This is a genomic window from Paenibacillus sp. F411 (assembly GCF_017582705.1).
Lineage (GTDB): Bacteria > Bacillota > Bacilli > Paenibacillales > Paenibacillaceae > Paenibacillus_AQ > Paenibacillus_AQ algicola.
This window is the reverse complement of sequence record NZ_JAGFIP010000011.1, coordinates 31,654-44,120: the sequence shown is the minus strand read 5'-3', so window position 1 is coordinate 44,120 and position 12,467 is coordinate 31,654. Positions and strand designations below refer to the sequence as shown.

Annotated in this window: 8 protein-coding genes; 6 read left to right on the top strand and 2 right to left on the bottom strand. The window is 53.7% G+C overall.

Annotated elements, in window-relative coordinates; all coding sequences use genetic code 11:
- The first annotated feature begins 136 nt into the window (after nt 1-136).
- The 4 genes from JJQ72_RS12520 to JJQ72_RS12505 all read left to right on the top strand — a co-directional run bounded on the left by JJQ72_RS12520 (nt 137) and on the right by JJQ72_RS12505 (nt 5,138).
- Nucleotides 137-433 carry a hypothetical protein gene (locus tag JJQ72_RS12520; RefSeq protein ID WP_208203892.1) on the top strand — a complete coding sequence of 99 codons (297 nt, stop codon included), beginning with the start codon at nt 137-139 and terminating at the stop codon, nt 431-433.
- A 242-nt stretch (nt 434-675) separates the two neighbouring features.
- The gene (locus JJQ72_RS12515; protein WP_208203891.1) at nt 676-1,665 is read left to right on the top strand and encodes a hypothetical protein; all 990 of its coding nucleotides are present in this window, start codon (nt 676-678) and stop codon (nt 1,663-1,665) included.
- Between the two features lie 229 nt (nt 1,666-1,894).
- Nucleotides 1,895-4,408, top strand: a complete 2,514-nt coding sequence (locus JJQ72_RS12510; protein WP_208203890.1) for a U32 family peptidase — start codon at nt 1,895-1,897, stop codon at nt 4,406-4,408.
- Between the two features lie 121 nt (nt 4,409-4,529).
- Nucleotides 4,530-5,138, top strand: coding sequence for a hypothetical protein (locus tag JJQ72_RS12505; RefSeq protein WP_208203889.1), 609 nt, complete (start codon nt 4,530-4,532; stop codon nt 5,136-5,138).
- A gap of 2 nt (nt 5,139-5,140) precedes the next feature.
- Here the strand turns inward: JJQ72_RS12505 and JJQ72_RS12500 are convergent, their stop codons facing one another.
- Entirely contained in the window at nt 5,141-6,169 is a 1,029-nt protein-coding gene (locus tag JJQ72_RS12500; RefSeq protein WP_208203888.1) for an acyltransferase family protein, read from the bottom strand.
- A 193-nt stretch (nt 6,170-6,362) separates the two neighbouring features.
- Here JJQ72_RS12500 and galU point away from each other — a divergent pair, with 193 nt between their 5' ends.
- On the top strand, nt 6,363-7,238 hold the full coding sequence (gene galU, locus JJQ72_RS12495) for a UTP--glucose-1-phosphate uridylyltransferase GalU (RefSeq protein ID WP_138227207.1): 876 nt from the start codon (nt 6,363-6,365) through the stop codon (nt 7,236-7,238).
- A gap of 125 nt (nt 7,239-7,363) precedes the next feature.
- Here galU and JJQ72_RS12490 read toward each other — a convergent pair whose 3' ends face one another.
- Complete coding sequence (locus tag JJQ72_RS12490; RefSeq protein ID WP_208203887.1) at nt 7,364-9,709, bottom strand: S-layer homology domain-containing protein; 2,346 nt, start codon at nt 9,707-9,709, stop codon at nt 7,364-7,366.
- Between the two features lie 494 nt (nt 9,710-10,203).
- Between JJQ72_RS12490 and JJQ72_RS12485 the strand changes: the two genes are divergently transcribed.
- Nucleotides 10,204-12,366, top strand: a complete 2,163-nt coding sequence (locus JJQ72_RS12485; RefSeq protein WP_208203886.1) for a hypothetical protein — start codon at nt 10,204-10,206, stop codon at nt 12,364-12,366.
- Nucleotides 12,367-12,467: the final 101 nt, after the last annotated feature.

The window sequence follows — 12,467 nt, the reverse complement described above, 5'->3', positions numbered from 1 at the left end:
CGTTGCGTCGGTATGGCGCATCTGGAGTAAACGAGTGCGAAAAACTGAACTCGTTACGTCGGCAGCCCGCCCCCGCGCCAAACGAATGCGAAAAACCGAACTCGTTGCGTCGGTATGGCGCATCTGGAGTAAACGAATGCGAAAAACCGAACTCGTTACGTCGGTATGGCGCATCTGGAGCAAACGAATGCGAAAAACCGAACTCGTTGCGGCGGCAGCCCGCCCCCGCGCCAGACGAACGCGAAAAACCGAACTCGTTACGTCGGTATCGCGCATCTGGAGTAAACGAATGCGAAAAACCGAACTCGTTACAGTGGTATGGCGCATCTGGAGCAAACGAATGCGAAAAACCGAACTCGTTACGTCGATACGGCGCATCTGGAGCAAACGAATGCGAAAAACCGAACTCGTTACAGCGGTATGGCGCATCTAGAGTAAACGAGTGCGAAAAACCGAACTCGTTACGTCGGTATGGCGCATCTGGAGCAAACGAATGCGAAAAACCGAACTCGTTACAGCGGTATGGCGCATCTGGAGCAAACGAATGCGAAAAAGTGACCTCGTTGCGTCGGTATGGCGCATCTGGAGTAAACGAGTGCGAAAAACTGAACTCGTTACGTCGGTATGGCGCATCTGGAGCAAACGAATGCGAAAAACCGAACTCGTTACGGTGGTATGGCGCATCTGGAGCAAACGAATGCGAAAAACCGAACTCGTTACAGCGGTATGGCGCATCTGGAGCAAACGAACGCGAAAAACCGAACTCGTTACGTCGACAGCCCGCCCCCGCGCCAAACGAACGCGAAAAACCGAACTCGTTACGGCGATACGGTGGATCTGGATCAAACGAATGCGAAAAACCGAACTCGTTACGTCGGTATGGCGCATTTGGAGCAAACGAATGCGAAAAACCGAACTCGTTGCGTCGGTATGGCGCATTTGGATCAAACGAATGCGAAAAACCGAACTCGTTGCGTCGGTATCGCGCATCTGGAGCAAACGAATGCGAAAAACCGAACTCGTTACAGCGGCAGCCCGCCCCCGCGCCAAATGAATGCGAAAAACCGAACTCGTTACGTCGGCAGCCCGCCCCCGCGCCAGACGAACGCGAAAACTGAACTCGTTACAGCGGTATGGCGCATCTGGAGCAAACGAGTGCGAAAAACCGAACTCGTTACAGCGGCAGCCTGCCCCCGCGCCAAACGAATGCGAAAAACCGAACTCGTTACGTCGGTATGGCGCATTTGGAGCAAACGGACGCGAAAAACCGAACTCGTTGCGTCGGTATGGCGCATCTGGAGCAAACGAATGCGAAAAACCGAACTCGTTACGTCGATGCGGTGGATCTGGAGCAAACGAATGCGAAAAACCGAACTCGTTGCGTCGACAGCCCGCCCCCGCGCCAAACGAATGCGAAAAACCGAACTCGTTGCGGCGGCAGCCCGCCCCCGCGCCAAACGAACGCGAAAAACCGAACTCGTTACGTCGGTATCGCGCATCTGGAGTAAACGAATGCGAAAAACCGAACTCGTTACGTCGGTATGGCGCATCTGGAGCAAACGAACGCGAAAAACTGAACTCGTTGCGTCGGTATGGCGCATCTGGAGCAAACGAATGCGAAAAACCGAACTCGTTACGGCGGCAGCCCGCCCCCGCGCCAAATGAATGCGAAAAACCGAACCCGCTAGCAAGCACTCCAGCGCACAGCCCGCGCACGCGAGATACGCCGCGCCGAAGGGATGCCTATTTGTAGAAAGTCTTTTTATCTGGAGCGGTTTTTGCTACAATTAATAAGTTATAGCATGCATGGCTGATGGAATGTCGGGACGGCGTTTTGGACATCTTGGAAATATATAGGTACCGGCGATGGAAATCCCGGTTTGGGAGGATATACATGGATACACCGATGTTGCGCAGGGAGGATGTTGAGCTTCTTGCGCCTGCAGGCGATTGGGACTGCATGCGGGCTGCGGTGGCAAACGGCGCAGACGCGATATTTTTTGGAGTCGAAAAGTTTAATGCCCGGGCACGGGCGAACAATTTCCGGATGAATGAGCTGCCGGAAATTATGTCTTTTTTGCACAGCTATGGCGTAAAGGGCTTCCTCACGTTTAACATTCTCGTGTTTGAGAATGAGCTGGAGGAAGCGAAGGAGCTCATTGACGCCTGTGTGGATGCCGGCGTCGATGCCGTCATCGTGCAGGACCTGGGACTGGTGAAGCTGATCCGCGAGATTTCTCCGGATTTTCCAATTCACGGCTCTACTCAGATGACGATCACATCCCCGGAAGCGGTGGAGTTTACGAAGCCTTGGGGCATGGAGCGGGTCGTCCTGGGCCGCGAGAACAACCTGAAGCAGATTCAAAAAATCGGAGAACAGGCCCGCCTGCCGATGGAAGTGTTCGTGCATGGAGCGCTGTGCGTGTCCTACTCCGGTCAGTGCCTGACCTCGGAGATGTGGGGCGGCCGCTCGGCGAACCGCGGCGAATGCGCGCAGGCCTGCCGCCTGCCGTACGATTTGATGGTTGATGGTGTGCAGCAGCCGATGGGCGATGTGGCGTATTTGCTGTCACCGAAGGATCTGGCTGCCATTGATCTGATGCCAGAGCTGATTGAGGCCGGCGTGACGTCCTTCAAGATTGAAGGACGCCTGAAGACGCCGGAATACGTAGCCAATGTGGTCAGTAAGTACCGCAAGGCGATTGACCAATATTTTGACGGGGAGAACGCCAAGCCGAGCAAGGAAGACATCCGCGAGCTGCAGCAGAGCTTCTCGCGCGGCTTTACCCACGGGTTCCTTAGCGGAACGAACAATAAGCAGCTGGTCGATGGCACGTTTCCGAAGAGCCGCGGGGTATACCTGGGCAAGGTAGAGCAGATTTTGCGGGACGGCGTAGTCTGCCGCCTGGAGGCTCCGCTCAAGCGCGGGGACGGCATTGTGTTTGATGCCGGAGATCCGACGCGCAAGGAAGAGGGCGGCCGTGTCTATGATGTCCGCCGCAAAGGCGTGAAGCTGGAAGGCGAGGCTGGCGAAGGCTGGATCGTCGACATTGTGCCCGGCCGCAGTGATGTAGATCTGCGCCGGCTGCATGTCGGCGACCGGATCTGGAAGACGAACGACCCGGCGCTAGATAAGCGGCTGCGTCAGACGTTTGAGACAGACAAGCCGTACCGGGTATTCCCGGTGCACGTCCGCGTCAGCGGAAGTCCGGGACAGCCTCTGTCCACCTGGTGGACCGATGTCCAGAAGGGCACCACGTTCCGTGTGGATTCAGAGCTGGAGCTGGAAATCGCGAAGAAGCGCCCGATGAACCGCGAGCTGCTAGAGGAGCAGTTCGGGCGCCTGGGCGGCACGATCTATCAGCTGGAGCAGCTCGAGGCCGAGCTGCACGGCGATGTCATCGTGCCGATGCGCGAGCTCAACAGCATCCGCCGCCAGGCGGTGGAGCTGCTGTCGGGCGAGCGCCCGAAGCCTCCCGTCTACATCAAACGGGAGGCCTCGGTCTACGGCGATGCCTCCATACCGGCATCGCAAGTGCCGCGCGGTGAAGCACAGCTGACCGCGCTCTGCCGCAGCCTGCCACAGGTACAGGCTGCGCTGGAAGCCGGCGTCGAGATGATCTACGCCGACTTCGAATTTATTAAGCAATTCCCGGCAGCCGTGGATGCCGTCCGGGCGGCCGGCAAGCAGATCGCGCTGGCTACGCCGCGCATTCATATGCCGGGCGAGAACGGCTACCACAACAACATTTTGCGCCTCCAGCCGGATGCCGTGCTGGTGCGCAACACCGGGGCGCTGTATTTCTACCTGCGCCACCGGCTGGAGCATCCCGACCAGACTCATCCTCGCCTGATCGGAGACTTCTCGCTGAACATTGCTAACCATAAAGCAGCAGACCTGTTCATCGAGTCCGGCTGCGAGCTCGTGACGCCGTCGTATGATTTGAACATCCAGCAGATGATTGACCTGCTTCGCCGTTCGGACACCTCCAGAATGGAGATTGTCATTCATCAGCATTTGCCGATGTTCCATACGGAGCATTGTGTATACTGCACGTTTATGAGTGAAGGCACCGACTTCACCAACTGCGGGCGTCCCTGCGAGGAGCACCGCGCCTCGCTTCAGGACCGGATCGGCATGTCCCACCCCGTGCGGGTGGATGAAGGCTGCCGGAATACCGTCTACAATGCGATCGAGCAGTCGGGAGCAGAGTATTTGAGTAATTTTATGGAGCTGGGCGTCTCCAGATACCGCGTAGAGTTCCTGGAAGAAACGCCGGAGCAGGTGCAGGAGGTCATTGACCTGTATCATCGCGCACTGCGCGGCGAAATTAGCGGAACCCAGGTGTGGAAGCAGCTGAAAGCAACGAACCAGCTCGGGGTTACCCGGGGACAGCTGGTGAAATAGGAACCATGAAGGAGTGCTGCCGCAAGTTCGGGCTGCGCTCCTTTTTGATATGACACTTTATGATTCATCGGCCTGGCTCTGACCGTACATACTTATGAACCCCGTCGAAAGGAGATTACGCATGACCACATCCTCACCCCAGCCCTCAACAGGAACAGAAACAGAAGCCCCCAAGCACCGATTAGAGCTCCTGTTTGAGCGGCATGCCAAAACCCTGGCCCTGCTGCTCTTGGCCGGACTATTTATTGCGCTGTTATCATTTGTGCTGCTGAAGGATATCACCGCCACCGTGATTGCAGGCAGTATTATGCTGTTGTTTCTGCTGCTATACCTGATTTCCTCCAACCTCATTGCCGCTCACCGGGCAAACAGCTGGAAGGACTACGTCTATTCTGCAAAAATGGCATCCAACCTTCTCTTTCTCCTCGTCCTGGCCGGAGTTTGCTATTGGGGACGGAATGACCTGCTGGATATTCCCCATTACTATCAGAAGGACTTCAGAGTGTTTACCGGTGTGCCGCAGGATATCGAGTATTTCCACGCCGCCTCCTCCAAAGGACCTGGCAGTTCGACCAAATTCATTCTGGAATCCGGGGAGGTGCTGAGATACAGCGGCCTGATCGAGAACCTGGACCCGGAGCATACTTACATGATTGAATACCTTCCCCACAGCCGGAGCATTGTGCTGCTGACGGACATGGATACGGGGGAGCGGTGGGAGATGCGCTAACCCTAAAACTCCTCCTTGCGCCGCACCTCCCGGGATCGTCGGGTCACGCGCGGCTTGAACAAAAAGCTCACATTGGGCTCCACCAGCCAGCCCATACTTGCTTTGACGGCCCTTGACGATAAGAGCACCGTGACCAGCACGCCGAGCAGGATCGGCAGAATGCCGCCGGCAACGGAGCCGATCTCCTGCAGCACGCCAAAGTAGAGCAGCGACTTGACCACAAAGCCGTGCAGCAAAAACACATACATCGTGTTCATGCCCCGGTCAGTATACCAGTGCCGCTGCTGCGGGACCCAGGACAGAAATGCGGCCCCCATGAGCAGAGTAAACGTATACGTGAGCAGTCGGAACGCGCCCGCATACCATGTGTCCAGCCCAAACTGGGCATAGTTCATCGCACCATAGAACCAGGCCGGCTCCAGCACGGGGGACAGCGTATGGAGAAGAGCGGCTCCGGACAGGAGCATCAGGAGCGAGACCAGGCGCACCCCCGGTTTTTTTAAAAGGAGAAGCCATTCTCTTTTGAAATAAACACCCAGCAGGAAGAACGGTAAAAAATACAGCGTCCGCGAAACACTGGCATAATAATCGACATCAAGGGCATAACCGAGCAGCACGGAGGACCAAAGAGCAATCCACAGCGGCGCTTTGAGAACGAGCAGATAGGGCAGCAGCATTTTCCATAGCAGCATACTAAACAGAAACCATAGAATCCAATACGGATAAAAATACGTAAAATGCAGCTTCTCCAAGCCCTGCGTATAGAAGTCAAACCACGTGTACAGCGTCTCAAAGATCAGATAGGGCAGCGCCAGATTCGACACAAGCTGAATATAATATTTGGGGTAAGTGATGCTTTTGGAGAAATAGCCGGCAACAAATACGAACAGCGGCATATGGAAGGAATAGATCCACGGATACAGCGTCCCCAGCGGCGACTCCCCATAGAACGGCTCCATGAAATGCCCCACGACCACGAGCAGAATGAGCCAGAATTTTAAATTGTCAAAATACAGATCTCTCTCGTTCATGGGGGTGCGCTCCTTTGGGCATGAGGTTATTGTTCAATAACCTATTTTGGCAAGCTTGATACCTGGGAAGACGAAAGAGCTTCTGTCCTCAAACAGGAAAAATAGCACGGCGCATGGTACAATATCCTCAGCCAACAGAGGAACGTGAGACGATATAGCTTGCAGCAGGTGCTGCAGAAAGAGAGAGCATACGATGAGAATACGCAAAGCGATTATACCGGCCGCAGGACTGGGCACCCGCTTCCTGCCGGCGACCAAGGCGATGCCCAAGGAGATGCTTCCCATCGTCGATAAGCCCACCATCCAGTACATTATCGAGGAGGCGGTGGCCTCCGGTATTGAGGACATTCTGATCGTGACGGGCAAGGGAAAGCGGGCGATCGAGGACCATTTCGACTCCTCCTTCGAGCTGGAGCACAATCTGGCGGAGAAGGGCAAATGGGGGCTGCTGCAAGAGGTGCGGCGTCCCTCCGATATGGCAGATATTCACTACATCCGGCAAAAAGAGCCCAAGGGACTCGGTCACGCCATCTGGTGCGCCCGCAAATTTATCGGCCAGGAGCCGTTTGCGGTGCTGCTTGGCGATGATATTGTGGAGTCGCAGGTGCCGTGCCTGAAGCAGATGATCGACGTCTACGATCAGTATGGCAGCGCTCTGGTCGGCGTGCAGCCGGTGGAGTGGGATCAGGTGGGCCGCTACGGCATCGTGGACGGCGTGCCTGTGGCCGAGCGAATCTATGCAACGGAAAGATTGGTTGAGAAGCCCTCCCGGGAGGAGGCTCCTTCCAATCTCGCAATTATGGGGCGGTATATTTTGCCGCCGGGTATTTTTGAGGTGCTGGAAGCGCAGGAAGCAGGGAAGAACGGGGAAATCCAGCTGACGGATGCGCTGGCAGCCTGGTCCCGGAAGGAACAGATTCTGGCCTACCACTTTGACGGAATCCGCCATGATGTCGGCGAGAAGCAGGGCTTCATCGAGACGACCATTCATTATGCGCTGCAGCATGAGGAGTTGCGGGAAAGCCTGCTGCAGTATATGCAGAAGAAGCTGGAGCAGGAGCGGCCGTAGCGCTTTTGGAGGGATGGCAGGGGAAATGTAGGGGGAGAACGCAAGGCAACTTCATAGAGTCAAATAGGAAGAGGCCATCCCGCAAGATCTAAGATCTTATGGGATGGCCTCTTTGTGCTTGAATACTACTCCAAGCTGTCTAACAGGGTCTTGATTTCAGCGTTAAGGTTAAGGGTATTCAGGATGACCTGAAGCGCCTCGGCACGCGTGGAGCTGCTACGGCCATCGAATTGACCGTTTCCTTTACCGTTGATGATCCCTGCCTGGACGGCCATATCGACATATTCCTTCGCCCAGGCTGATACAGGATCTGTGACTACTTTATTCACGTCCTTTTGAACGTTCTGGAAGTTAATGATGCGAGACAAGATCACTACCATTTCTTCACGAGTGATGGTGCCGTTGGGCTTGAATGTGCCATCCCCATAGCCGCTAATAATCCCGGCGGAGGCGAATTGGGCGATGGAAGCATTTGCCCAGTGATTTTGAATATCGTTGAAGGCTGCCTGCTTGTTGCCTTGAACAGGGAAGAGGCGAGACAGGATCGAGATAAACTCTGCCCGGGAAATATTTTTATCAGGCTGAGCCGTTCCATCCTTGTATCCTTTAATAACATCAAGCTTTACAAAAAGGTCAACCGTCTTTTCAGCCCAATGTCCTTTCGTATCCGACGGCTTCAATACAGGAGTTGTGAACGTTTGCGAGGCTATGCCCACATTCTCGAGCTTCTTCTGGATGACCGATACTACGTTAGAATCGGCTTTAACAATCTCACTGAGGAAAATATCAACGACAGGCTTTGCCGGCTTCGCTTCCACGACCGGGGGCGTGGTGGGAACCGTGACTACAGGGCTTGGTGTGACGGGTGGAACCGTAACCTCATTGCTCGGAGTGCCTGGATCAGGTACTACGACCGGCCGGGCCATAACATGGACCGTGACTGTTTCGGAGAAACCGGCAATTTTAACCCGGATGTCTGCTGTGCCTGCAGCTACCCCATACACTTCGCCCGTGTCTGAAACGGTTGCAATCGAGGTGTCTGAGGATGAATACGTTAACTCATCGGAGGCAGTCGTCGAGACGTTGGAGTCCTGAGCATCAACATCCAAGGCAGAGAACCGTGTCATCATAAAGATCTGTGTAGTGGAGTAATTGATATGAGAATCGATTTGAACCGTGTCTCCAACGTACACCGAAGCTGTAACAGGGGTCACCGTCAATCCAGTCACAACCGGCTTAGGGTCTACTACCGTGATCGACGTCTCATAGCCGATCCCTCTGTAAGTACCTGTAATCGTAGCTGTGCCTGCAGCATGAGCTTCAATCATACCTGCCGGACTAACCGAAGCTACATTCGGATGACTGGAGGCCCAGATAATATCTGTGTGTAGCGCATTGATAGATGGCAAGTTCATAAAGAACAATTCGAGACCATTTTGTAAATGGTTGCCTACATGAAGCACCCAATCGGAATAATGTGGCTTAACCGAGGTTACAGGGGCAGGAATGAACTGCACAGCATATGACCTTGTAGTTCCATCTTCAGCGGTGACGGTCAGTCCTTCTGTGTATAAGTCATCTAAAGAAACTACGGAAGGTGATGTTAGAGGACTTTGCGTGTTTCTCAAGCTTTGCCCCGTGTGACTGAATGTCAATGTGCCAGAATCGAAAGGGCTTTGACCATGGGGCATGAGAAAGAACACTACATCCGATGCATGATCAACCATACCGCGAAAATGATCGAACTGAGCGGTTAATAAGTTCTTTTCAGAGGAAAGAACGGGAATGGGAGGATCAGTAGGGAAATCGGGAGGGAGATCGGGGTTGGGAAAATCAGGGATATTGAAATCAGGAATATAATTGATATTCACCTGCACCGGAACACCTACGATTGAACTCATGGACGGATTAAAATCATTGGAATCCGCAATATTAATAGCAGTAAAAGAAATCGTTGAACTTGAGACCTGTACATCCTCTTTCACCTTGAACTTGAATGTGAACAAATCGTCATAGCTACCGCTATAGATCAGAGCGTGGTCTGGTGCCTTAATGGAGGTGTCGAGATAGAATTCTCCATTGCCATAGTCCCTTAATACTGGTGTAGTTACATGGTAGTCTGGATGATCCAATGAACCCGAAACGGTGTAATCCGCGTGGAAATACTTCATCGTTTGAGCAGGATCCGGGTACGTATAATCTGAATAAGAAAAGACCGAGCTATCGAACTTGAGGTGAAACATTAATTGGGAAAAACCGAGCGGATCGAGGGCGTCCATGTTCGTTAATCCGACTACCAGCGTCATTTCTTCGCCAGCGTTGTAGGACATTTGGGGGGTGGACAGGGAGAACGTAGTAGACTGCTGTGGCGTTGCACTCGCGTGACCGGCACCTCCCAATACACACATTACACATAACACAACTGCCAATAAACCTGATGTGAAGCGATGGACAATCTTGCTGACTAGCATTCAGACTCCTCCTGATGTTGAACAATTAGATTTATATTATACGTTACGCATAATGAGGTAACGGTAATATCGGTGCCGGTCTTTAGCTAAAGGAGCACAGCCTGTGCTTCATCGCTTTCCATACGCATTAAATCTTCCTTAAATCAATGCGCATATAAGCAAAGTATCAATAATAATAGTTCTATATACCTATTAATTCGCTGTGACTGAGTATATTTTAAGACCCTGAGCCTATATATTACCATGTTTTTACTTAAAGTAATAGACAAAATATGTCGAATTTTACGAATATAGCTTGTGTGCAGAACAGAAACATGGACTGTAAAATGGGCTGTAAAAGGCCCCCCTTTCATCAGCAGGAATCCTATAATATAATGGACACAATAGAAGATAGATACAAGTTTCGATAAAGCATCTCGAAGTAGGCACCGTCTAACTTGAGGTGCTTTCCGTGCATATTAGGACCTTTATAAATTTGGGATTGGAGGCAGATTATGAAGCATAAACTCGCAGGCAGGCTCATGAGCCTGATTCCGGATGACATGGATCTCGACAAAGCAGAACCCTTTAAGCACGTCCTCATGAGACAGCTGGCCGAGCCGTTTCCTTATAGGCCATTTCAGCTGCTATTAAGTGAACTGACGGACAAGCAGAAGAAATTTATGGTTGATTTTCTGAATATTAAGATTAAAATCCCCCAGCATCAGCCCTTCCCAGACGCAACCTTTATGCAGCTTCTACGCATGCGTATAAGTAAAAATAATGAGAAAGTCAAAGCGATCCGCTCTATTTTGCCCATGATTCTGCCGCTCTTGAAGGATGCGGATTCCAGCCAAGCGACAGGGCATTTGCAAGCTGAAAGCGAGCTGGTGCAGCAGTATGGGAAATGGCATTACTACTGGTCCCTGCGTTTTTTCCCGATCGAGGATGAGTCCATTCAGCACCGCTTGGCGGAGCTGGATACAGAGCCCGCGAGTCCCCATCCGCAGCAGGCCATAACGCCGGCGGCAAGCCTCATCGCGAGCACCTGCGAAGCGCCGGAAGCCGAAGAAGCGGCAGCAGCTTCGGAAGCGGACCCGGAAGCTGTAGGAGCGGAACAGACAAGCGTTTCGGAGATCACAGCGTCTCTTCAATCGGAGAAAGGCAAGGCGCTGGTGGCCAAAGAACGGGAGCTTCGCCAGAAGGCGGAGCTGGAAGCAGAGAAGCTGCGCAAGCAATTAAGATTGCTGGAGAAGAGTCATCAGCGCACCTCTGAGCTATATTCCGGCCTGGAGCATCGTTCCCGGGAGCAGCAAGGACGACTGGGCGCACTGGAAGAGGCTTTGGAGCAAGAGAAGAAGAAAGGCTACGCCCTGGAGCGGACAAAGGTGCAGCTGGAGAGTGAGCTGCGGCAATTGAACAAGGGGCTGGAGCAGCAGCAGGAGCGTGAGCACCGGCTTCAGTCGCAGAGCCAGGAGCAGCTGGATGAGCTGAAGGGTAAGGTGAAGCTGCTGGAGCAGGAAGTAAGAAGCCGGCCCCGGCCTCAGCTGAGCGCAGAGCAGGTCCTGCAATTTTTTCAGGAGAGGGCAGGGCAGTACTTCGCGGATGTGGCCAAGGTTCAAGATCCCACCGCCAGAGTCAGCCTGCGTGAAAGAATTAGCAGCACCATGCTCCTGATGAATACGATCGAGACATGGCTTCAAGAGGATATGGCTCCAGCAGATCACCCGGCGACTGAGCAGGCAGAGTCAGCCCCCCAGCCAGACCGCGATCCAGAGCAAGCAGCTTCACCTGTAACTGAAGAGACTCCGGACCCCTCACCAACTCAGGACGATCCCGCTCCCGAAGACCGTGCCCCCGAAGACCGTGCCCCGTTCTATTCCGGCACCTTTTACCGGCGGGATCATGGCGGGTATATCGTGCTGGAGCACGGAGAGACCTTCAATATTACGGAATCCATGGTGAACAGCATCGGGCTGGAGCATGAAGCAGAGGTGCAGTGTGAGCCGCAGCAGCGGGAAGACGGAACGACCTCGTATTATATCCGTTTGCTCCTGCAGGGTGATGATTCGCTGGCGCCTGTCCAACAGTTTATGGGCTATGTGAAGCTGGGCGAGCATTTTACATACTATTGTGTAGACATGAACAATGAGGAGCTGCGGTTTCCGATCCACGAAAAGGATGTCGCGATCCAAGATCCGCAGGACGGCGATCCCTGTCTGTTTAATGTGGCAGTGGATGGCCGGTATGCGCGCTTGTCGAAGCTGTTCACAGCAGCCGAGCTGCCTCAGACAGACCATGCTGTCAAAGCGCGTCCTGCAAGCCGTCCCAAGATGACCCGGGAAGAAGAGCAGGAGCGCTACCTGGAAGGCTGCACCATCGTGATCATCGGCGGGCTGGCGAAGTGGTTCGAGTCTGTCGTCGCAGAGACCGGGGCGAAGCTGGTCCATGACACGGGACGGAGTGCCGAACGAGTACATCCTCACCTGCGCCGCGCCAACGCCCTGTTTATGCTTCTGAGCGCCAATTCCCATGACGCCACAGGCAGCTGCGTTCCGATCGCCAAGGAATGCGGCGTGCCACACTTCAAGATTGAAGGCTCCAAATCCAATCTGCGCAAGCAGCTGTGGGATCATCAGGCGCTCATTCGCAGCAGCCCGCAGCTGGTCGATGGATAAATCAAAAACCCACCGAAGGCACGCAGCTTTACGGTGGGTTTTTGCTCTTTCCTAAGCACAGCCTCCGCAAGCCCCGAAAAGCTGTTCTCTATTCAGAGGTA

What these genes read in the sequence shown, in the direction of transcription:
- JJQ72_RS12490 (WP_208203887.1), bottom strand. Translation starts at nt 9,709, where the DNA reads ATGCTAGTCAGCAAGATTGTCCATCGCTTCACATCAGGTTTATTGGCA.
- JJQ72_RS12515 (WP_208203891.1), top strand. Translation starts at nt 676, where the DNA reads ATGGCGCATCTGGAGCAAACGAATGCGAAAAACCGAACTCGTTACAGC.
- JJQ72_RS12500 (WP_208203888.1), bottom strand. Translation starts at nt 6,169, where the DNA reads ATGAACGAGAGAGATCTGTATTTTGACAATTTAAAATTCTGGCTCATT.
- galU (WP_138227207.1), top strand. Translation starts at nt 6,363, where the DNA reads ATGAGAATACGCAAAGCGATTATACCGGCCGCAGGACTGGGCACCCGC.
- JJQ72_RS12485 (WP_208203886.1), top strand. Translation starts at nt 10,204, where the DNA reads ATGAAGCATAAACTCGCAGGCAGGCTCATGAGCCTGATTCCGGATGAC.
- JJQ72_RS12505 (WP_208203889.1), top strand. Translation starts at nt 4,530, where the DNA reads ATGACCACATCCTCACCCCAGCCCTCAACAGGAACAGAAACAGAAGCC.
- JJQ72_RS12520 (WP_208203892.1), top strand. Translation starts at nt 137, where the DNA reads ATGCGAAAAACCGAACTCGTTACGTCGGTATGGCGCATCTGGAGCAAA.
- JJQ72_RS12510 (WP_208203890.1), top strand. Translation starts at nt 1,895, where the DNA reads ATGGATACACCGATGTTGCGCAGGGAGGATGTTGAGCTTCTTGCGCCT.